Origin of the sequence: Bradyrhizobium sp. SHOUNA76 (genome assembly GCF_023006445.1) — a bacterium.
Classification (GTDB): Bacteria; Pseudomonadota; Alphaproteobacteria; order Rhizobiales; family Xanthobacteraceae; genus Bradyrhizobium.
Genome location: NZ_JALBHA010000023.1, coordinates 1 through 21,359, shown reverse-complemented (window position 1 = coordinate 21,359; position 21,359 = coordinate 1). Strand labels below are relative to the sequence as shown.

Genomic DNA, 21,359 nt, shown 5'->3' with positions numbered 1-21,359 from the left:
TTGTCAAGAAACTCCTAGCCGTGGCTGTCGAGCCAAGGCGCACTCCGAGTACCTTGCCGTCAGTAGACCGCTAACTCGAACATCATTCTGACAAGAGAAAATCCTGTAACGATCTCAACGAGCGAAAAGGCTGTGAATTGTCAGAAACGGCATTGAGCGCGCAAAGGAAATTCGAAGACTTAGCATCTGCATGTGGGGAGCGAGGAAGAACGCCGTCCCCTCCTAGCGAGACGGGCGGGCACGGGGAACAGGGTCAGCGAGCGCCTCCGTCTGGATCCGGGCTCTGGCGGAGGCCATCTCCTTCCCGCGCTCGAAATCTTCCGAAGAGAGTGCGACGTTGAAGGCAAGCACTCTTTCGCGTTCGAGCCCAAGCCCTTCGCCCAGGGGCAATTTGAACCCGTCGTCGATGAGGCGCTTATACTCCATCACGACCCTCGGATCGGCGTCGGCGAAATCTCGCGCCAACGCGATCGAGGAGGGCAACAATTCCTCAGGTTCTACCACGCGGTTGATGAGACCAAGATCGAAGGCTCGTTGAGCATCCACGAAGTTGCCGGACAGACTGATCTCCTTGGCCCTCTGCGGCCCTATCTGCCGCGCTAAACGTTGCGACATGCCCCAGCCCGGCATTAATCCTACCCGCACGTGGGTATCCGCGAACCGAGCCGTGCGCGAGGCAATGACTACGTCGCACGCGAGCATCATCTCCATGCCCCCGGTGATGCAAAGACCGTTCACTGCAACGATGATCGGCTTACGGCATCTTTCGATCGCAGTAAGGGGATTTTCCTCCGGAGCCATTACCTCACCGCCTCGCCGGGAAGCCTCCGTCAAGTCCATGCCGGCAGTGAAGGCGCGTTCCCCGGCGCCGGTAAGGACGACGGCTCCGATTGCGGCGTCAGCGTCTACTGCCAATATTTCCCGGTGCAGGGCTTTCCGCAGCTCGGCCGATAAGGCATTCAGTTTTTCCGGCCGATTCAATGTGAGTATGGCCACGCGGCCTTCTTGCTTCACGAGAAGGGTGTTGCTCATATTCGTCACCGGTTTTGCGCGTTGAGGCATGCAGGATCCGAAGGGAGAACATCGGTGAAAATTCGGTGTCCCGGACGGTCGTCTGCCACCGGCTGCGTGTCACACCGGTTTCGATCCGGCGGCTTCGAGTCTGCACTTTGCCTCGCTCACCAAATCCTTCGGCAGAGGTCCCTTCAGTGCGGCGGCTACGTTGTGTCGCAGGTGGTCGACGTTCTTGGTGCCGATGATTGTGGTATCGAGCGCAGGTAGGGCGATGGCGAACCTCACCATGAATTCCATCCGGCTCATGCCTTCCAACAGATCGTCGAGCCGCGACCGATCCCATCGGCCGCTCATTTCCTCGCCCGACATCATGTAGTATCTCTTGTTCCAGTCGGTCGGAGCGCCTCGCGCTACAGCACCGCGGATGATGATGCCGGCTCCCTTTTCCGACGCCTTCCCGATAATGTTCTCGTGCTCGCGCTGTACGGCGGAGTAGGGGATCTGGAAGACGTCGAAGAGTCCTGAATCGACCTGCTCTATGAGATTTGGAAAGATTCCGGAGACTCCGATGAAGCGAAGCTTGCCCTCCGCCTTCATCTTCAAGAGTTCATTCAAGGCGCCTTCGGACTCCCAACTCTTCCTGTCCAAGCTGTGATGAAACTGGACGATGTCCAGGTAGTCGGTCCGCATCGTGCGGAGGCTGTGTTCTACGCCTGCGCGGATGTTTGCGGAGGAATTGACGTGAGGGCCGCTCATCGGCTCGCCCGGCACGCAGCCGCACTTGGTGGCTAGGACGAATTCCTTACGACGATGCGATATCGCCTGGCCAATGCGTGTTTCGCTCGTGCCATAACAAACGGCGGTGTCGATGAAGTTGATCCCGCAATCGAGCACCGCGTTTAGCACGCGTCCAGCGTCATCATCCGAAATTTCATTGGCGGCGGGAGGGCCGCCGAGATCCATGGCCCCGAATCCGAGCACTGTTACTGATAGGCCCGTACGGCCGAGTACTCGGCGTTCAAAACCGGTCATTGTATACCTCGAAGACGCTCAGCCCGCATGACCGCGACCGCTCCGGGTCACAATGGGGCAACTCACGCTCATAATGATTGCACATACGTGCGAGATAGCAAAGATTGTCTTTGCATGGCACCACGGTCGGAACTGGAGGAAGCTCCGGTCGCGATTATCAACCGACACATCGAGAACAAAGGGCGTTGCCCATGCCGCTCCCTCTTATCAGCGGGCCGGCAGACGGAGAATTGAGCTCCGCCGGCAGATCCAGATTTCGCAGTCTGTTTCTGAGAATATCGGCCATGCTCTCGACTTTGAGAGAGCGAGATTTGCGACCGAGGAACGCTCTGACGCCCTGGTTGGACCGAAGGTCGACGCCCGCTCAATCTTCTGCCGAAAGTGGCCGAACCGGGACGGCGCCAGCGGGTAGGGCTGGAGCCTGATTCCTGCGCCTCGGAAAACAAAACGGCCGATTTCGAATGACGAAATCGGCCGAGTCTAGGGAGGAAACGCCCGTAAAGGCGCAGGCGCGAAGACGCTCGGCTTCGCGCGCAGTGGACATCTAACAGGCCGGCGGCGGACGCACAAGATAAAATCGCACGATCGTACGAATATTTTAGATTCCGCGGGTGCGGCGCCGTTGATCTGTCAGAGACAGGCAGCTAGAATGAATCGCACGAACGTGCAAATATTGATCGAGTCCCGGAGCCGCCGCGGGCTTCTCTGCGCGTGGAAGCGGAATTTCATCTTCTGGAGTGAAGCCACCTGTGATCTACGAAATTCGTACGTATGAGGCGGCCGAGGGCAAGGCCGCCGCGATGAGGGACCGCTTCATCAGTGTCGTGGCAACCAAGTTTTTCCCGCGCCACGGTATCGAGCTGGTGGGCGGCTTTGTCGCTCCCACCGAGGATGGTCGGTTCACATACATCACCAGGTTCGCGAGCGAAGAGGCTCGCAAGCAGGCTTGGGAGGCATTCGCGGCCGATCCCGAGTGGGCCAAGGTGAAGGCGGAAACCGAGAAGGGCGGGCCGCTGCTCAGGAATCAGAACATCTCGATTTTGGCGCCCGCAATCACCGGACTGGTACTCGGGTGAATCATGTGACCGGCCAGGAAAACGATGCCCGAGCCAGGAGCTTTCAATGAAAGCCGCGCAATTTGAATATGCTAGGCCTGACAGCATCGCCGAGGCGTGTGAACTTTTGGCGGAGCACGACAATGCGAGGATACTCGCGGGCGGTCAGACCCTAATTCCGATGCTGGCGATGCGATTGGCGCGTCCGTCCATGCTGGTCGATATCTACCGCATCCAATCCATCAAGGGTATCGAGCTGGGTGATGGCGCGATCGTCATCGGCGCGGCTGCCCGACAGGCGGAGGTGGAGAGGAGCGCTTCGGCGCGTTGCCATCTGCCTCTCCTCTCTCGCGCGTTACCCTGGGTCGGACATCCTCCGACTCGCAACAGGGGGACCGTAGGTGGATCTATCGCCAATGCCGACCCTTCAGCTGAAATCCCCCTTGTTGCGGTGACGCTTGGCGCAGAAATCGAAATCGCCAATTTGGACGGCGGTAGCTCTATGCCCGCGGACGAGTTCTTCATCGGCGCAATGGTGACGTCCCTCATGCCCAGCGATTGCCTGACTTCCGTGCGTTTTCCTGTCTGGCCCGAAAAGCGGATCGGGACTGCCTTTCAGGAGGTGAGCGCACGGAAGTCAGACTTCGCCTTCGTTGCGGCGGCTGCTCAGGTGGCTCTCGACGAGGGGGGGAGGTGCGAGAGGGTAGCACTCGGGGTCGGAGGTCTCGGTGATCGTCCTGTCTCGCTTGATGTTGCATCGGCGGTAGGGGGGCGGCTCGACAAGACTTCGATCGATGAGGTCGTGCGCGGAGCATGCCGACACCTGGAGACCTATGGCGACCTTCACGCGTCGGCAGAATATAGGAGCCGAGTTGCGGTCGCACTCTGCTCGCGTGTCCTTCAAGAGGCTGTCGTCGACGCAGGACGCTCGCAAGCGGATTTGGAGCAGGCGCGATGAAAGTGGTGCTGAACGTGAATGGCTGTGAGCGCGACGTCGACCTCGAACCACGAAAGACGCTGCTGGACGCTCTCAGAGATGATCTGTTGCTGGTTGGCGCGCACGCTGGGTGCGAGCACGGAGTTTGTGGCGCCTGCACGATCCTGCTCGACGGCGAGCCAGTTCGATCGTGTCTGATGTTCGCGGTCCAGGCCGACGGCCATGCGATCACCACGATCGAGGGACTGGCAACGGCTCCTGGTGAGCTGAATGTCATCCAGGACGCTTTTTGTGAAACGCATGGACTTCAATGCGGCTTCTGCACGCCGGGCATGATCCTGACTTCGCACGCCTTGTTGCAGCGCAATGATGATCCCACGCGCGAGGATATCGTCGAGGCGATATCCGGCAACATTTGTCGCTGCACCGGATACAGCCAGATCGTCGAAGCCGTCGAGCTTGCCTCCGAGCGTCTTCGAAAGGCCAACGCCCCCCGCATGAAGCCTGTGGAGATGCCCGCGAACGGGGCTGATCATGCCCCGCAATCGGGCCTTCTGGAAGCGAGCGAGTTGGATGTCTCCCATGGAGTTCGCAATTGACCGCTCCGAAACCTCTTCCGCTTCGCTTCGTTTCCGCCAATCGTCGTGTCCGCGAGGACAGGCGCTTCGTGGCCGGGCACGGCCGATTCGTCGCCGATGTCGTGCGCGAAGGCATGTTGCATGTTGCCCTTCTGCCTTCGCCGCATCCGTCGGCGAAGATACTCGACATTGATACCTCGAAAGCACTCAAGATGCCGGGTGTCAGGTACGCCCTCACGGGAGAGGAGCTTTCGAGAGCAACCGACCCCCTCATGAATGGATTAGACACTCCGAACGTGCGGCGCTACCCGCTTGCGGTCGGTCAGGTCAGGTACGCCGGCGAATGGGTCGTCGCGGTGGTTGCCGACACCCGCGCGGAAGCGGAGGATGCGATCGAGAAGGTCTGCGTCCGGTACGAGCCTCTGCCCTTCGTGCTCGATTCCGAAAAGGCGCTTGATCCGTCGAGCCCGCTCGTTCATCCGCCCCACGGCTCGAACGTCCTGCTGGACAAGACGTTCGTCTGGGGGGAGGTGGAGAAGCATTTTGCCGATAGCCCGCGTCATCTCTCGTTCCGTGTCGCATGGGGGCGGAACTCGACCGTTCCGATAGAGACTTTCGGCGTGGTCGCCGAATGGGATCCGTGGCGCGAAATGCTGGATGTCTGGGCATCCATCCAGATGCCAAAATACCCTGACCAGATCGCGCGCGCTCTTCGCCTGCCGGCCAATAACGTGCGCGTCCATCAGGACGTCGATGTTGGCGGCAGCTATGGCGTGAAGCGCGGCATCAAGCATACTGTTCTTGTCTCCCATCTTTCTCGCGTTCTCTCCAGGCCGGTGCGCCTGATCGAGGACCGCCTCGAGAACATGAGGGCGGGCGACGCGCACGGCCCCGAGCGGATCTTTGATGTTGAGGTCGCCTTCGACGACGACGGCATCGTCAACTCAATGAAGATGAAGGCCCTCGATAATGTCGGCGCCTACGCCGGGCGGTCGCCCTTTCAATTGGGCAAGCCGATCGGAGCGATCGTCGGTCCGTACAAGATCAAGAGCGTGAAGTATCGCGCTCAGGCCGTTATGTCGAACAAGGCGGCTCAGGAGGCCGTCCGAGGATTTGGGCAGGCTCCGACGAACTATGCAATCGAGACCGCCATCGACAAGGTCGCTTCGGTGCTCGGGCTGGATCGGATCGAAGTTCGTCTTCGCAATTTCATCCGGAAGGACGAGTTTCCCTACCTCATTCCGAGCGGAACGCGGTACGACAGCGGCGACTATCACACCGTGGTCGCCAAAGTACTCGACCACGCGGACTACAAGGCGATGGTCGAGCAACGTGACGCGTTGCGTGCTTCCGGAATGATGGCCGGTATCGGAATTGCCGCATGTCTTGAGCCATCGGGCGGCAACTCCTCCTTCGAGCCCCTTTTGAACGAAAAGAACAAGACCACGACGTGGATGGACTCGTGCCGTATCATGATCGATGCGCTGGGCTTCGTGACCGTGACGATCCACACAACGTCCGCGGGGCAGGGGCACGAGTCGCTTGCCGCGACGGTGGTCGGAGAGGTTTTGGAAATCGATCCGGATCTCATCCGCGTAGTCCGGCCCGATTCACTTGCCAGCCTGCCGTCGAACACCCCGGTGGGAAGCCGGATGGCGATCATGTTGGGGGGAGCGGCCTATCATGCCGCTCAGAAGCTGAAGGCCAAGCTTATCCGTATCGGCGCGCACCAGTTAGCATGCGACGCTGGCACCGTCGCTTATTCGGATGGCGCGGTATCGAATGCGGACGGCAAGATGCTAGCCTGGACGAATCTCGTCAACATCGCTCATCGCAACTTCCATCTGCTGCCCGAGGACATGGAGCCGGGTCTGGAAGTGACGCACGTGATGCAGGTGCCGACTGGAGACAAGCTGCCGGCGGACGGCCGGGTACAAATGTATCCGTGTCACTCCTTCGAATTTCATCTGGTGCTGATCGCCTTCGATCCGGTGCTCGGCAAGCCCGACATTCTTCGCTACGTGATCGGTCACGACTGCGGGACGGTCATCAATCCGCATATCGTCAAGGGGATGACGCTTGGCGGAATCGCTCACGGACTGGGCGCGGCTCTGCTGGAGGAGTTTGTGTACGACGCCGAAGGCAACATCATGACCCAGAGTTTCATGGACTACCTGCTGCCTTCGTCTCACGAGGTGCCAAAGGTCGAGATTGTCCACCATTGCACGCCGTCTCCCTATACCGTGTTTGGTCAAAAGGGATCGGGCGAAAGTGGATATCTCGGCTCCCCTGCGGCGATTTCGGGCGCACTCAATGATGCCGTGGCGACGTGCGGCGTCTCTTTCTCCAAATTGCCGATACGCATCTCGGCCATCAGCGACGCCATCGCGGCATCCGCACTCAACCAAGGAAAATAAGATGATCATCGATTGCCACGCCCATCTCGTGCCACCGGCACTGTTGGAGTCGGTCCGCGCAAGCAAAGCGGAGTTCCCGTCCGTCAAGCTGATCGAGGAAGGCGGAAGCTTGGGATTCGCCTTCGCGGGAGGCAAGCCGACAAGGCCCGTATCCAAGCCGCTGACTGATGTCCCAGCCAGGCTGCAGTGGATGGCTTCCAACAAGGTCGATCATCAAGTTGTCGCAGGTTGGCTGGACATGTTCGGCTACGAACTTCCTGCCGAAGAAGGTCTGCGCTGGTCCCGTTTGATCAATAACTCGCTGGCGGACATTGCAAAGGCCGAACCCAAGTTTGTTCCACTCGCAACCGTGCCGCTCCAGGACGGTGGGCGCGCTGCCGAGTTGCTTAGGGAGGCCCACGGAATGGGCTTCAAGGGCGTCATGATCGGCACCCAGCCCAAGGGAAGGGGCGGAGTCCTGGACGATCCCTCACTCCTTCCGTTCTGGCAGGCCGCCGACGAACTCGGATCGATCGTGTTCGTCCATCCCGTATTCGAGAGCGGCGACGATCGGGTCCACGATTACGGCATGGCGAATGCTGTCGGACGCATCACCGATACACTTATCGCGATGTCCCGCCTGATCTATGCTGGACACGTCACGCGGTACGCGAATGCGAAGATCGTCGCGGGCATCGGGGGCGCGGCGTTACCTTACGTCATTGGTCGCCTGCGTCGTAATTACTCGCTGGACAACAAACTTGGCGACCCGGATGCTGCCCTGGCAGCGATGTACTACGACACCATCGTTCAGGATCCCCGAACACTTCGCTATCTGGCGGACATAGTGGGAGCCGACCGGATCATGATGGGGTCCGACATGCCGTTCCCGATCGGAGATCTCGCACCGTGCAAGATCGTCGAGGAGACGAAATTTTCCGAGGCGGAGCGCAAGGCGATCAACGGCGGACTGGCGGCGAAATTGTTCGGTATGTGAGGTGGTCTTATGAAGCTAGACATCGGCGGAGACGAAAAAATCTCCGCGACGGCCGAGAGGCTGTGGGCGGCGCTCAATGATCCCGAAGTGCTCACAAGATGCATTCCGGGATGCAAGAAGATGACGGAGATTTCGCCGGATTCCTACAAGGTCGAGATGCAATTGCGGGTGGCGGCGGTAGGCGGATCGTTCGAAGGGGAGATCGCGCTCTCGGACAAGGAGGCTCCTCGAAGCTGCAACATCAAGATATCCGGCGCCGGTACGCTGGGCCACGGCAACGGCACGGCGCGCTTCGACATCGAGCCGGACGGCGAGGGCGCCGCAAAGCTCGTCTACAAGGGCGCGGGAGAGATCGGGGGGCTCGTCGCCGGCGTAGGCCAGCGGATACTCTCAAGCGTCTCAAAGCACCTTGTCGGGCGTTTTTTTGTAGCGCTGCGTAAGGAGTTCGAGGCTCCCTTGAATGGAACCGGTCAGCAATGAGCGGTTCTGACGGGTGCGTGGTTCGTGTTGCTGTGGACCCCGGCGTCGCGCTCGAAGTTGAGGTCAGCGGAGCCAAGGGCCGGCCTCATTTAGTGCTAAGCAACTCGCTCGGTGCCAGCCGCGCTATGTGGGACGAGCTGGTTCAGCGCCTCAGACCGGTCGCGCGGATTGTGAGATATGACAATCGAGGCCATGGCCGTTCGGACGCGCCCATAGCGCCTCTGACTCTGGACAGATTGGGCCGGGACGTTCTGACGCTCATGGATCATCTCCAGATCGAGCGTGCGGTATTCTGCGGGCTTTCGTTGGGCGGGCTGGTTGGAATGTGGCTCGGGGCGAACGCGCCAAAGCGCCTGGATGGCCTGATCCTGGCGAACACGGCCGCGAATTTTCCGCCTCCGGATTTGTGGAAGGGGCGGGCGGCCGCGGTACGTTCCTCGGGAATGGCACCGCTGGTCGAGCCGACCCTGGAGCGCTGGTTCACGAAACGATACAGAGAAGCGGCGCCCACACGGGTGGCCGAGATCGGCAAGACATTACTGGCGACGAGTATCGAGGGTTACGCCTCCTGCTGCGAGGTGCTCGCGCAATCGGACATGCTGCCCGACCTCAGCCGAATAAATTGTCCGGTCCGCGTCGTAGCAGGGCAGCACGATCCGTCAACCCCGCCGAGCCGTGGGAGTGAGATCGCTTCACGGATCGCGGGCGCCGATATGACCACGCTTGATGCGGCGCATCTTTCCTCCATCGAAGCAGCGGACGACTTCGCTGCTCAGGTGCAGGAATTCTTGAACAAGACAAGAAAATGAAAAGGAGAAAACGCCATGAGGGGGACGATGAGAATGGCAATTGCGCTGGCGGCGATGGCGCTGTCTGTCGGGTCCGCCCGCGCGGAAGAGTTGGCCAGGATTTCGATCGTCGTTTTTGGCCCGCCCTCGCTTGGGGCGTTTTTGCCGCCGGTCATAAAGGCACAGAAGCTCGACGAGAAGAACGGACTTTCCATCAATTTCCAGGAACGAACTCCGGACGCCTACACGGCGCAGTTTAACTCCGGCGAGTTCTCAGTTGGCGGCAGCGCGGCACTGCTTTCCATCGGGCTGGCGGATGTTCGCGGCGTCAAGGTCACCTATCTCTTCAATCTTTTCGACTATTGGGGCGGCGTGGTCACGTCTCACAAGGATATCCAGACCATCAAGGACCTGGAGGGGAAGGACATCGCTGCGGCGAAGGGCACCACGAACTACGTGATGTTCGATTGGTTCGCTCGCCAACTCGGTGCTGATACGTCCAAGTTCTCCGTCGTCAATACCGCCACGCCGGGATTGATAGGATACGCGCTCGCGGACAGGGCGACCGCTGTTCAACTTTGGGAGCCCGCGTACACCGCGCTGCATGCGAAGATGCCTGGCATCCGGATGCTGGATCTCAAGATCGTCGAAAGTTGGGAGAAGGCGACCGGCAGCCGCAATATCCCGTATCTCGGCGTCGCGGCGCATGCCGCTTGGGTAACGCAGAACGGGAAACTCATCCCGAGCCTATACGCGACCTACAAGCAAGCCGCTGAATGGGTCGCTACCAATCCGGAGGAAGCTGCCAGGCTGATCGCAATCCGCGGTGGCGAAGAGGAAAAGAAGGCGATCACCGAACTGGTCCGCGCAAACGATCGCCTGGGGATGAACGTCAAATGGGCGTCCGACGTCGCGAACGAGATCCGGAGCGTATACGGCGCCGGCCGCTCGATCGCGTTTCTTCCCTCTGAACCTTCGAGCGAGACCATTTATTCCGGTCCGAAACAATGACCGGAACCCTAACCACGACGGGCCTCGTGCGGTGAGCGTGGCAATGGCGGAACGGCTGGTGTCCTATGCCCTTCCTTTCATCGTGGTCGCGGGGCTGTGGCAGCTCGCTTCGCTGTTTTTTCCGCCCTTCCTCTTTCCATCTCTCGTGACCGTATTCTGGAGATGTCTCGAGATCATTGGAACCTGGTCGCAGTTCGCGGATGTGCTCGCGACCGTCTTGAGGATCCTCGCCGGCTTGACCGGGGCATTCCTGATCGGCTGCGTCCTTGCCATCATGATGGCGCGGTCGCGCCGGGTGGATAGCTTCATCTCCCCAGTGCTGACTCTATTTCAAGGAATCCCCGCGCTTTCCTGGGTCGTGTTTGCTATCATCTGGTTCCATGGCATCGAAAGCCGCATACTGTTCATCATGATCATGACGACGCTGCCGGCGTTCGCGTTTCAGGTGCTGGGCGCGCTTCGGGCGATGTCGCGTGATCTCTTGGAAATGGTCATGAGCTATCGTCCTAGCCGAGCCAAGCTTCTCCGCGTCATGATCTTACCTGCCGTGTTGCCGGACATCCTGACAGCCTGGAAAGTCAATCTCGGCAATGCGTCCCGCGTCGTCGTCGTAGCGGAGTTGGTCGGCGCGACGGGGGGCGTGGGCTACGAGTTGTTGCAGCAACAACAGCAATTCGACATGGCGGGCGCGCTCGCATGGACCCTGCAACTCGTGTTTTTCGTTTTGATCGCCCAAGCCATCCTGTCCCTGATAGAAAGCCTCGCGTTCCGCTACAGAGTGACATCGGAGCGAACGCTATGACGCAGCCGGGAGAAAGGGCCATTATCGAGCTGGAAGGCGTCTCCAAGGCGTTCGCTAAGTCCGGAGGCGTTCCGTCTTTCGTTGCCGTGGAGGATTTAAAGCTCAACGTGCCGGAGGGCCAGATGTTGGCCCTTCTCGGTAAGACCGGGTGTGGCAAGTCCACGATCTTCAACATGATCGCCGGACTGACTGCGCCGACTTCCGGACGCGTGCTCGTGGACGGAATGGACCCGTTCGGACAATTCGACGCTTTCCGGGGAAAGATGGCAATCGTCTTCCAGGGCGATCGCCTCCTGCCCTGGCGTACTGCCGTCCAGAATGTTGAATTGGGCCTCGAGATGCTGGATCGTTCGGTTGCTGAGCGCCGTGCCATCGCGATGCGGTGGTTGGAAACGCTTGGCCTGGCTGGTCACGCGCACGATTTTCCGCATGCATTGTCTGGAGGTATGCGACAGAGGGTCTCGATAGCGAGGGCATTCGCGGTCGACGCAAAGATACTGCTTTGCGATGAACCGTTTTCGGCGCTGGACGAGATGACGGGGCGGGCGTTGCGAGCCGAGTTCGCCAGGTTGGTGAAAAGCAACAACAAGACAGCCGTATTCATTACCCATTCGATCGACGAAGCTCTGGCGATCGGCGATCGAATCGTTGTCCTGAAACGACCGGCCAAAGTCGAGATCGACCACACGTTCGAACCTGTCCAGACCGAAACCGACAAAGAGAATGTCCGCAACATGATCCGGACGGCGCTGATAGCCTGATCGACACGTTACGGCCCTAGCTTGTCACCGCGTTAACGCCGGCGGGAAGCGGGACGAGGAGTTGTTGCTATTCGACTTTCACGCCAGACTCCCGGGCGATATTCCCCCACCGCTCGAAGTCCTGTTGCAGAACTGCGGTGAATGCCGCAGCGCCGTCGCCGACCGGTACGAGGCCGATGTGCTTGATCTGCTCGGAGGTCTCAGGCGACTTGATGATGCGCGAGAGCTCGTCATCTAGCTTGTCGACGATCTCTTTTGGCGTTGTCGCCGGCAGGAATATTCCGATCCATCCTTGCGCCTCAAACCCTGCAAAGCCAATCTCGCCAAGCGTGGGAATTGCCGGAAGCAGAGGCGAGCGAGTCTCGCCGCTGATCGCGAGAGCCCTTATCTTGCCGCCGCCGATTTGAGGAGCTGCGGTAGCGACTTCGACGAATGCAGCACTGATCTGCCCACCAAGCAGATCGTTTGTCAGGGGGGCCGCACCGCGATAGGGCACGTGTGTCATCTCGATCCCCGCCTTCTTCTTGAGAAGCTCACCATAAAGATGCGACGTCGTGGCGGTACCATAGGAGCCATAAGAAAACGTCCAGGGGCTCACCTTAGCCGCTTTGACGAATTCCCCCATCGTTTGGTCGGGGCGCTGGATCGGAACGGCAAAGACCGCGGCTATGAGCGCTGCCTGCGTGACCGGTCGGAGATCACGGAAGACATCGTAGGGAAGCTTCATTCCGACATTTGGCGCTTGCACGAGCTGGGAAATACCAACCAGCACGGTGTACCCGTCTCCGGGCGCCTTCGCGACATAGTCGTTTCCAACGATGCCGCCGCCGCCTGACTTGTTTTCCACGACGACAGGCTGCTTCCAAGCCTCGGACAGTCTGGTCGCGAGCAGGCGGCCTATTGCGTCGGCGGCGCCGCCGGCCGGATAGGGCACCACGAAAGTGAGGCGGCGATCGGGGTAGTTCTGTGGGGACGCGCCGGAGACCGCGACCGATTGCACGAGGAAGGCGATCGCGGCGAACGCGAACAGCACGTGGCGGGACGATGTCATTCGGCGTCCTTCTACTGCAAGGAGGATAGGTTGAGAGCGCTGGCGCAGGGCGCGGGTTCGCCTTGCCTGCCAATTGTCATCGTGGTGTCCAAAAACAGCACGATCGTGCGATCATAGCCTCCGATCACCTCTTCAAGTCAAGGCGCTGCAACGTAAAAGCGCACAAGTGTGCGAATTTTCATTGACTGGATTTTGCAGGTGTGAAATCAGGGGTGCTTGGGCCGCATTGCATGCGGCTACACGCCATTCAAGGAGCGAAGCATGGCCGAAGACATTCGCGTCGAAAAGCAAGACGGCTGGATCGAAGTGACGATTCACCGACCGGACAAGCTGAACGCGATCCGAGAGCAGACGGCGATCGAGCTTCTGGAGGTCATGACCGAACTTGAAGCGGATCGGTCCCTCCGGGGTCTGATCATTACCGGCAGCGAGAAAGCCTTTTGTACCGGCGTCGATACGAGTGAGCAGAAGAACGAGCCAGAGGAGGCGTTCGAGCTCTGGCGTCGACGCAAGCGCTCGCGAAAGGTCAATCAGTTTTTCCGAGCCTTGCCGGAGTTCACGAAGCCCGTGATTGCGGCCGTGGAGGGCTTCGCGCTCGGCGGAGGCTTCGAGATCGCGCTTCTCTGTGATTTCATCGTGGCGAGCGAGAGTGCTCAGTTCGGTCTTCCTGAGGCCAAGCTCGGGCTGATGCCGGGCGGCGCCGGCACGCAAACGCTGCCTCGCCTGCTCGGAAAGCCGCTGGCCAAGGAACTGATCTGGACTGGCCGGCGCGTCAAGGCGGCGGAAGCACTTCAGCTCAGGATTGCCAACCACGTCGTTCCGGCAGGCAAGGCGGTAGAAAAGGCGCGCGAAATTCTCAAGGCGATCGGCGAACAAGGGCCGCTCTCGGTCATGTTCACCAAATCGGCCATCGAGCGCGGGCTCGATGTGAGTCTCTCGGAGGGCATGTCGGTCGAGGCGGACGCGTTCTTCGCGTTGAGCTTTTCCCAGGATCGAAACGAGGGTCTTGCGGCATTCCGCGAGAAGCGTTCACCGAATTTCAAAGGCAACTAGAGCGAGGCAAAACCGATGGCCAAACGTGACATCGCCGTGGTCGGATACGGCGAAACGAAGGTCGAGCTCCGTGGCGGCAGGAGCTCGTATGATCTCGCCGGAGACGTCTTCGAGCAGATCCTGAAGACGACGGGCGTTCCGAAGAGCGCAATCGACGGAATCTGCGTCTCCGAGACGATGAGTGAAACATCCAATCCGTTCTGGCCAGTCTACATGGCGGAAATGCTGGGTCTCGCGCCGGCCTGGACGCAGGTCAACGGATTGGGCGGGGCGTCGACAATCGCTGGAATCGCCCGTGCGGCGTCTGCCATTCGCGACGGCCTGTGCAACACGGTGCTCGTCATCGCGTCGGATGCGCAATCCAGCTATCCGGCGACCGAGCAGGGAGCTTATCGCTGGGAATTCCAGTATCCCACCGGCCTGCGGGGTCCCGTCGGGGTATTCGGGCTTTTGAGCCAACGCTATCGTCTTCAGTATGGCCTAAAGGATGAGGCGCTCGCCAAGCTCGCTGTCACGCAGCGCAATCATGCGCTGATGAACCCCAACGCTTGCGCCAAGCTGAAAACGCCCATCACGGAGAAGGATTATCTCGGCTCTAAATATGTTTCCGAGCCGCTGCGCATGCTGGACAGCGTTATGGTCTGCGATGGAGCCAACGGAGTTCTGGTGACGTCCACCGAGAACGCGAAACGCCTCGGGCTGAAGAAAGCCGTGTTCCCGACTGGCTATGGCGAGATTGCTAACTTCAACGGGGACAAGGCGAAGTCCGACATCACCGAGACCGGGTTCTCTGTGGCCGGACCGAAGGCGCTCAAACAGGCGGGACTTTCTCCGAAGGACATCCAGCTCTTTGCGCCGTATGACGACTTCCTGATCGCGATCTTGATCCAGCTCGAGCAAATCGGTTTCTGCGGTCGCGGCGAGGGATCCGATTTCATTCTGAAAACCGACATGACGTACAAGGGGACGCTGCCGCTCAACACCAGCGGAGGACAGATTTCGGCCGGCCAACCTGGTCTGGCGGGTGGCGGACTCAACCTCGTCGAGGCGGTCCGTCAACTGTTCGGAGAGGCCGGCGAGCGGCAGGTCAACGATGTCAAGAATGCGATGGTCACCGGCATTGGCGTCATTCCGTACGGCCGCAACTGGGGCGTATCCAACGTGATGATCTTGGAGAAGTGAGATGAGCGAAGCGAAGAAGGTGGCGAGGCCGCTTCCGCGTCCGGATGTCTATCTGAAGACGAAGCCATTCTGGGATGCCGCGAAAGAGCACAAGCTTCTTTTGCAGTTCTGCAGGGATACGAACCAGTATCAATGGTATCCAAGACCTGTCAGCATCTACTCCGGGACCCGAAACCTGGAGTGGCGTGAGGCGTCCGGAAGGGGAGCGCTGTACACCTGGACCAATACTTTGGTGCCTTGGCCCGGGCACGAGGACCGTGTGCCCTATGTCTGCGCGCTGGTCGATCTGGAGGAGGGCGTGCGGATACTGGTAAATCTCATCAACTGTGATCCAGCTAAGCTTCGCGACGGGCAACCGGTCAAGCTCGCCTGGGAAAAGCTCAGCGACGATTACAACGTTCCGGTGTTCGAGCCGGCGTAACAGCCGTCGCTTACCGGTGGGGCGTCGTTTCAGGATTGGACGATGCCCCCCGGCATTGCGTATGTGTTGGATGCAGATCGACGCACACATGCAGGTTCGAAGTGCCCCGTATCACGAAGAAGCCGACCGTCGGCAGCGAAGAGTCCTCGCGTCCCAAGACTCTCAAGCGCCGCAAGGAGCTGCTCGGAGTCGTGTACGAGGCGGTGTCTGAACATGGTGTCGACGGTGTGACGATGCGGCGCATCGGCCAGGCCGCCGGTATCAGCACCGGAACGATCAATTATCATTTCAAGAACAAGCACAATCTCCTGATCGCAGCGCTTGAGGCCGCATATGAGCTTCCCGAGGACTGGGAGGTGTACAAGGGTTCGCCATTCTCGCAGCTGCAGCGTTTGGCGTTGGGGTACGTTCTTCGGGCACCGCGCGACCGTTTCTGGCGATTCTGGATAAACTATACGGCTTACGGGACCCGAGACGACGAGATGCGTCGGCATCAGAACGATCGATACGAACGGCAGCTGAAATTCTGGATCTCCCTTCTGCGGGATGGGATCGCTGCCGGTGAGGTGGATGCGAACATCGATCCCGACATTGCTGCGAACGAGCTGCTCCTGATCGCTCAGGGTCTGGTGGTCCGTCAGCTCCAGCTTCCGACCCAGGCCACGCGCGACGAAGCACGGACAATCCTCTCCGAACGTTTCGACTTGTTGTCTGCCAAAAAGTCTGCACGCCAGGCTGCTGCCTCGCACTGAAGATCGGCTACTGGCGTCATAGTACGTTTTTATACGCGGCCGATTGGTGCTCGCGCGGGGACTGTCTCATTAACGTTTGTCCGGAATGCTGATAGCGGCATCGGTATGCGTTCCGGACGAGAGCGGGTTATCCAAAAGCGCACGATCGTGCGAATATTCTCTGGCCGACGCGCTTCCGCTTCTCTAAGATGCTGCGGTCGCGGATGGGCCTAGTCTCCATTCGGATCAACAGATCAGCATCGAGGGAACAGGGCAATGAACATCGAGGACAGGCGGTCCGTCCCGTCACGTCGCGAGCAGGCCATGAAGGGAGCAGATGCGGCGTCTCTCCTCGCCCGGATGCCCGAGCGGTATAGTCACGTTGTCCGGGAATGGGCCAGGCGCGAGCCCTCTCGGCTCGCCTTGAGAGCCGGAGCCAGCCGGTTGAGTTACGGCGATCTCTGGGATGCGACGGAGGTCGCCGTGCGATTGCTGCGCAAGCTCGGCGTCGGCGCCGGCGACCGTGTGGCGCTGGTCGCGGAAAACGGGCTGCAAATTGTTCCTTTGCTTTTGGCCGTCAGTGAAATGGACGCTTGGGCCGTTCCGTTGAACGCCCGGATGTCTGCCCGGGAAATCGAAACCATCCGACTGTTCGCCGGATGCCGGAGGGCTTTGTACTGCGTAGCCGACTCGCAATCCGCCGCCACGCACGCCCAGGCTGACCAGATCGAGCAGGATGTGTTTCTCCTGGGCAATGTTGCGGTGAGCGCGAGAAATGCGTCTGCGGAGGTCGAGCCGGTCTATCCGGACAAGGCTCGCCAAACGGCCGTTTTGGTCTTCACTTCCGGAACGACCGGCGAACCCAAGGGGGTCATGTTGAGCCACCAGGCTCTGATCTACATGGGCGCCAATATGGTGGACGTGCGTAACGTCACGGCGGATGACTCGTTCTATAACTCGTCGCCGGTAAGCCATGCGATCGGCCTTGGGACAGTATTGATGACGGCCTTTTGGGCAGGAGCAAGTGCGGAGCTCGTCTCCCGTTTCACCGCCCAGCATTTCGTTGAGGCGTTGAGGGACGAGCGTATTACCGGCGTGACAGCGGTACCGACCCTCTTCGCGCGGATCCTGGAATATGCCGAACAAAACGACATTTCCTTGCGATCGAAGCGCCTCCGTATCATCGCCACGGCCGGTGCGCCGCTGGATTTGGCGTTGAAGGCGCGCATCGAGGAAGCGTTCGGGCTGAAGATGGGCAACTCCTATGGCATGACGGAGTGCAATCCGGTGGCACGTTCTCCAGGGGGCGTCGACACCAACGAGGTTGGCGACGTCCAACCGGGCATCGAGATCAGGATCGTGCGTGAGGATGGGCGGGACGTCGCGCCAGAGGAGAGCGGCGAGATCTGGGTGAAGGGGCCGTCCCGGATGCTGGGCTACTATCGCAATGAAGGCGCCACGAGCGCTGCGTTGAGAAGCGGCTGGCTCGCGACCGGCGATCTCGGCAGAATGGACGAGGACGGTAAGCTCTACATCGTCGGTCGCTCGAAGGAACTGATCATCCGGAGCGGATTCAACGTATATCCGGTGGAAGTCGAGTCGGTGCTTTCGCTTTATCCCGGAGTTGCCCAGGTCGCCGTTGTGGGCAGAGAAGTTCCTGGGAACGAAGAGGTCGTGGCCTTCGTGCAACCCGCACCGGGCGTTTCGCTGGACGTCGCAGATTTGACACGTTGGGCTACAGAGCGACTCGCACCCTATAAGCGGCCGGCAGAGATTATTCTCAACTCCGATCTTCCGGTGGGCCCGACCGGAAAAATCTTCAAGGTACGCCTAAAGCAGCTGGCGGCGTCGACAAGCAGACCGAGCTGAGATCGCCATTTTTCTCCTACCAGGATCAAGATTCCCATGTATTCGAGGGTTCAACTCTTCATCGACGGCGAATGGCGCGACAGTATTTCAGGCAAGTTCATTCCTGTTCTTGATCCCGCTACGGAAGAAGCGATCGGCGAGGTCGCCTGTGTCAGTACGGCGGATCTGGATTGTGCGATTGCTGCAGCCGTCAAGGGTTTTCGGCTTTGGAGGAAGACGTCGCCGCTAGACCGATCGGCTATCTTGCGCGAAGCCGCCGCATTGCTGCGCCGCAGGGTCGAAGCCATCGCCGGCGTCATGACGAAAGAGCAGGGCAAGCCGATCGCGGAATCGCGGACGGAGATATTCGCATCGGCCGATATGCTCGAGTGGTTCGCCGAGGAAAGCCGCCGCACGTACGGGCGCGTGATACCGGCCCGAAGCGAAGGTATACTCAACCTTGTCTTGAAGGAGCCGGTAGGCCCCGTCGCGGCTTTTACGCCCTGGAATTTCCCCGTCAGTCAGGCAGCGCGAAAGCTCGGGGCAGCGTTGGCGGCGGGATGTTCGGTCGTCATCAAGCCGGCGGAAGAGACGCCAGGATCTCCCGCGGAATTGGTAAGGGCACTCGCCGATGCGGGGTTGCCGGCAGGTGTCGTCAATTTGGTCTACGGTAACCCGGCAGAGATATCCGGCTACGTGATCCCGCATCCGGCCATAAGAAAGGTTTCATTCACTGGATCAACGCCAGTCGGAAAGGCGCTTGCTTCGCTTGCGGGGCAGCACATGAAGCGCATTACGATGGAGCTTGGCGGTCACGCGCCTGCAATCATATGCGATGATGCCGATCTGCAGACGGCGGCCACGGTGCTCGCCGCAGGCAAATACCGCAACGCGGGCCAAGTCTGCATCGCGCCGACACGCTTTCTCGTTCAGGACGGAGCATACGATAGCTTCGTGGAAGAATTCCTCGCTAGAACGAGGCAGTTGAAGGTCGGCAATGGAGCTGAGGCGGAGACCACCATCGGGCCTTTGGCAAATCAGCGCAGACAGGCCGCGCTCGAATCGCTGGTGGAGGACGCAGTACAACGTGGGGCATCCATCTTGGCCGGAGGAAGGCGTCAACACAACAAGGGGTATTTTTTCCCGCCCACCGTCCTCGCCGACGCTCCTCATGACTCCCGCATCATGAACGAAGAGCCGTTCGGTCCGGTCGCGCTCGTGTCACGCTTCAAAGATATCGACGAGGCCTTGGCGGAGGCCAATCGGCTGCCGTACGGCCTCGCGGCCTATGCATATACTCGCTCCATCCGCACATCCACCGCCTTGGCGGAAGGAATCGAAAGCGGAATGCTATCCGTGAACCATTATGGCCTCGCTATCCCCGAAACGCCTTTTGGAGGCGTCAAGGACTCCGGCTTCGGTTCGGAAGGCGGATCAGAGGCCGTGGAGGCATATCTGGCAACAAAGTTCGTCTCGCAAGGAAGCCCCGCCGTCGCCTAGCGGGTCCGGAGCAATTTCATGAATCATCCAAACGCCAGGCCGAGCCCGAGCGGCCCCTTGAGAAACGTCCGGGTTATCGAGTTTGCCGGGATTGGGCCGGGCCCTTTCGCCGCGATGCTGCTTTCGGATATGGGAGCCGACGTAGTGACCGTCGCACGGCCCGGGCAGGGCCGGCGGGCGGAGGGCGATTTTGTCCACCGGGGGAGGCGCGTCGTCGAGCTCGACCTCAAGTCTGAGGACGACAAGGCCTGCGTCAGGGACCTGATCGGATGCTCTGACATTTTGATCGAAGGCTTCCGGCCGGGAGTGATGGAAAGGCTTGGGCTAGGGCCGGATGAAATGCTGTTGCGTAATCCCAGGTTGGTATACGGGCGAATGACCGGCTGGGGACAGGATGGGCCGCTTGCCCAGGCCGCCGGTCACGACATCAATTATATTGCGATAACTGGGGCGCTCGATTGCTTCAGATCGAAGCAAGGCGACCCCGTCTCACCGCTCAATCTTGTCGGCGACTTTGGAGGAGGAGCGCTTTATCTGGTGGTCGGCGTTTTGGCTGCACTCAATGAGGTTCATGCTTCAGGTCTAGGCCAGGTGGTCGATGCCGCAATGTGTGACGGCGTTTCCAACATGCTGACCTACTTTCAGAGCAGACGAGCGCTCGGTCTATGGCGCGATCTGCCTCGCGCCAACGTCCTGGAAGGCGCGTCCCATTTTTACAACAGCTATGAATGCTCGGATGGCAAGTATATTGCCGTGGGCGCAATCGAACCGCAATTCTATGCACAACTTCGCGAGCTGGCTGGTCTGGATGACGTCGCGTACGACCGGCAGAAAGATACCGAGAAATGGTCGGAGCTAACGAATAAAACAGCGGCGATCTTCAGAACGCGGACCCGCGACGAGTGGGCCGTGTTGCTCGAAAAAACCGACTCCTGTGTGCAGCCGGTCGTGTCGTTGTCCGAAGCTCCGAGCCATCCGCACCTAGCGGCGAGAGGGATCTACATCAAGGTAGGTCGTTTCGACCAACCGGCACCGGCGCCTCGCTTTTCGACGACGCCTTCATCGGTTCAGGGCCCCGCCGGAGCTGAGCCCATTTCAGCAGCCGAGATCCTCGATGGGTGGCGGAAATAGTTGTTTTAGTTGCTCATGTCTCGCGCAGCCGCGCTCAGGATCGCGTCAAGTAAGCCTGGAAAACGTTCGTCGATTTCGCGGCGGCGCAGTTGCATCAGGCGCATGGTCCCGACAATGCGGAAGCGAACGATGCCGGCCTTACGCAATTTCGCGAAGTGATACGAAAGATTGGATTTGCTGCTGAGCGTTTGGAAGGTGCTGCAACGCAATTCGTTCCCAGGGCCGGCATGCGCCAAGTGACAGACGATAACGAGTCGCAGGGGCTCGCTCAGGCAGTCGAGCAACGGCGCAAGCCGGATCTGCTCGGAACTCGGATGCCATGGCAAACGGGGCATGCGGCGTATCAGTCAGAATGAGATGATCGCAGGCCTAACGACTGGTGACGCTCTCGTCGCCCATCAGGTATGCAATCTCAATATTGCACGATCGTGCGAATTATTCTAGGCCTCCGCTACAAAGGAGTGGTTGATGAAGATAGTTGTGCCGGTAAAGCGGGTGGTCGATTACAACGTCAAGGTCCGCGTCAAGGGCGATGGATCGGGCGTTGAACTCGCCAACGTCAAGATGTCGATGAACCCGTTCGACGAAATC

General features: G+C 59.8%; 21 protein-coding genes and 1 pseudogene. 18 read left to right on the top strand and 4 right to left on the bottom strand.

Annotated elements, in window-relative coordinates; genetic code table 11:
* Positions 1 to 222: 222 nt before the first annotated feature.
* Positions 223 to 1,062 carry an enoyl-CoA hydratase gene (locus tag MOV74_RS05675; protein WP_246918947.1) on the bottom strand — a complete coding sequence of 280 codons (840 nt, stop codon included), beginning with the start codon at positions 1,060 to 1,062 and terminating at the stop codon, positions 223 to 225.
* A gap of 69 nt (positions 1,063 to 1,131) precedes the next feature.
* Complete coding sequence (locus MOV74_RS05670; RefSeq protein ID WP_246918946.1) at positions 1,132 to 2,046, bottom strand: aldo/keto reductase; 915 nt, start codon at positions 2,044 to 2,046, stop codon at positions 1,132 to 1,134.
* A gap of 749 nt (positions 2,047 to 2,795) precedes the next feature.
* On the opposite strand from MOV74_RS05670, the gene MOV74_RS05665 reads away from it, so the two are divergent.
* From MOV74_RS05665 to MOV74_RS05620, 10 genes are read left to right on the top strand one after another with little or no spacing between them, the layout of a single operon-like run.
* The gene (locus MOV74_RS05665; protein ID WP_246918945.1) at positions 2,796 to 3,122 is read left to right on the top strand and encodes an NIPSNAP family protein; all 327 of its coding nucleotides are present in this window, start codon (positions 2,796 to 2,798) and stop codon (positions 3,120 to 3,122) included.
* Positions 3,123 to 3,168: 46 nt separating this feature from the next.
* Positions 3,169 to 4,059 (top strand): xanthine dehydrogenase family protein subunit M, encoded by an 891-nt coding sequence (locus MOV74_RS05660; RefSeq protein WP_246918944.1) that lies wholly within the window; start codon positions 3,169 to 3,171, stop codon positions 4,057 to 4,059.
* Positions 4,056 to 4,637, top strand: coding sequence for a (2Fe-2S)-binding protein (locus MOV74_RS05655; protein ID WP_246918943.1), 582 nt, complete (start codon positions 4,056 to 4,058; stop codon positions 4,635 to 4,637). The genes MOV74_RS05660 and MOV74_RS05655 overlap by 4 nt, the downstream gene beginning before the upstream one ends.
* Entirely contained in the window at positions 4,634 to 7,033 is a 2,400-nt protein-coding gene (locus tag MOV74_RS05650) for a xanthine dehydrogenase family protein molybdopterin-binding subunit (RefSeq protein ID WP_246918942.1), read from the top strand. The genes MOV74_RS05655 and MOV74_RS05650 overlap by 4 nt, the downstream gene beginning before the upstream one ends.
* A gap of 1 nt (position 7,034) precedes the next feature.
* Complete coding sequence (locus MOV74_RS05645; protein WP_246918941.1) at positions 7,035 to 8,009, top strand: amidohydrolase family protein; 975 nt, start codon at positions 7,035 to 7,037, stop codon at positions 8,007 to 8,009.
* A 9-nt stretch (positions 8,010 to 8,018) separates the two neighbouring features.
* Positions 8,019 to 8,489 carry a carbon monoxide dehydrogenase subunit G gene (locus MOV74_RS05640; protein ID WP_246918940.1) on the top strand — a complete coding sequence of 157 codons (471 nt, stop codon included), beginning with the start codon at positions 8,019 to 8,021 and terminating at the stop codon, positions 8,487 to 8,489.
* On the top strand, positions 8,486 to 9,298 hold the full coding sequence (gene pcaD / locus MOV74_RS05635) for a 3-oxoadipate enol-lactonase (protein WP_246918939.1): 813 nt from the start codon (positions 8,486 to 8,488) through the stop codon (positions 9,296 to 9,298). Before MOV74_RS05640 ends, pcaD begins: the two co-directional genes overlap by 4 nt.
* 33 nt (positions 9,299 to 9,331) lie before the next feature.
* Positions 9,332 to 10,288, top strand: coding sequence for an ABC transporter substrate-binding protein (locus MOV74_RS05630; protein WP_246918938.1), 957 nt, complete (start codon positions 9,332 to 9,334; stop codon positions 10,286 to 10,288).
* Between the two features lie 43 nt (positions 10,289 to 10,331).
* Positions 10,332 to 11,090 (top strand): ABC transporter permease, encoded by a 759-nt coding sequence (locus MOV74_RS05625; protein WP_246918937.1) that lies wholly within the window; start codon positions 10,332 to 10,334, stop codon positions 11,088 to 11,090.
* Positions 11,087 to 11,851 (top strand): ABC transporter ATP-binding protein, encoded by a 765-nt coding sequence (locus tag MOV74_RS05620; RefSeq protein WP_246918936.1) that lies wholly within the window; start codon positions 11,087 to 11,089, stop codon positions 11,849 to 11,851. Before MOV74_RS05625 ends, MOV74_RS05620 begins: the two co-directional genes overlap by 4 nt.
* 67 nt (positions 11,852 to 11,918) lie before the next feature.
* Here MOV74_RS05620 and MOV74_RS05615 read toward each other — a convergent pair whose 3' ends face one another.
* The gene (locus MOV74_RS05615) at positions 11,919 to 12,884 is read right to left on the bottom strand and encodes a tripartite tricarboxylate transporter substrate binding protein (protein ID WP_246918935.1); all 966 of its coding nucleotides are present in this window, start codon (positions 12,882 to 12,884) and stop codon (positions 11,919 to 11,921) included.
* A gap of 279 nt (positions 12,885 to 13,163) precedes the next feature.
* Between MOV74_RS05615 and MOV74_RS05610 the strand changes: the two genes are divergently transcribed.
* The 7 genes from MOV74_RS05610 (at position 13,164) to MOV74_RS05580 (ending at position 20,768) form a co-directional block, all read left to right on the top strand.
* The gene (locus tag MOV74_RS05610; RefSeq protein WP_246918934.1) at positions 13,164 to 13,955 is read left to right on the top strand and encodes an enoyl-CoA hydratase/isomerase family protein; all 792 of its coding nucleotides are present in this window, start codon (positions 13,164 to 13,166) and stop codon (positions 13,953 to 13,955) included.
* A gap of 213 nt (positions 13,956 to 14,168) precedes the next feature.
* A complete protein-coding gene (locus MOV74_RS05605) occupies positions 14,169 to 15,137 on the top strand; it encodes a thiolase family protein (protein WP_246918933.1) in 969 nt (322 codons plus the stop codon).
* Between the two features lies 1 nt (position 15,138).
* Complete coding sequence (locus tag MOV74_RS05600) at positions 15,139 to 15,558, top strand: Zn-ribbon domain-containing OB-fold protein (RefSeq protein ID WP_246918932.1); 420 nt, start codon at positions 15,139 to 15,141, stop codon at positions 15,556 to 15,558.
* Between the two features lie 101 nt (positions 15,559 to 15,659).
* On the top strand, positions 15,660 to 16,310 hold the full coding sequence (locus tag MOV74_RS05595; protein WP_246918931.1) for a TetR/AcrR family transcriptional regulator: 651 nt from the start codon (positions 15,660 to 15,662) through the stop codon (positions 16,308 to 16,310).
* 255 nt (positions 16,311 to 16,565) lie between these two features.
* On the top strand, positions 16,566 to 18,158 hold the full coding sequence (locus MOV74_RS05590) for an AMP-binding protein (RefSeq protein WP_309486782.1): 1,593 nt from the start codon (positions 16,566 to 16,568) through the stop codon (positions 18,156 to 18,158).
* A gap of 36 nt (positions 18,159 to 18,194) precedes the next feature.
* The gene (locus MOV74_RS05585; protein WP_246918929.1) at positions 18,195 to 19,637 is read left to right on the top strand and encodes an NAD-dependent succinate-semialdehyde dehydrogenase; all 1,443 of its coding nucleotides are present in this window, start codon (positions 18,195 to 18,197) and stop codon (positions 19,635 to 19,637) included.
* 18 nt (positions 19,638 to 19,655) lie between these two features.
* Positions 19,656 to 20,768, top strand: a complete 1,113-nt coding sequence (locus MOV74_RS05580; protein WP_246918928.1) for a CaiB/BaiF CoA-transferase family protein — start codon at positions 19,656 to 19,658, stop codon at positions 20,766 to 20,768.
* 5 nt (positions 20,769 to 20,773) lie between these two features.
* Here the strand turns inward: MOV74_RS05580 and MOV74_RS05575 are convergent, their stop codons facing one another.
* Complete coding sequence (locus MOV74_RS05575; protein ID WP_246918927.1) at positions 20,774 to 21,103, bottom strand: helix-turn-helix transcriptional regulator; 330 nt, start codon at positions 21,101 to 21,103, stop codon at positions 20,774 to 20,776.
* A 133-nt stretch (positions 21,104 to 21,236) separates the two neighbouring features.
* Here MOV74_RS05575 and MOV74_RS05570 point away from each other — a divergent pair.
* Positions 21,237 to 21,359, top strand: a pseudogene (locus tag MOV74_RS05570) (electron transfer flavoprotein subunit beta/FixA family protein); the annotation flags it as partial.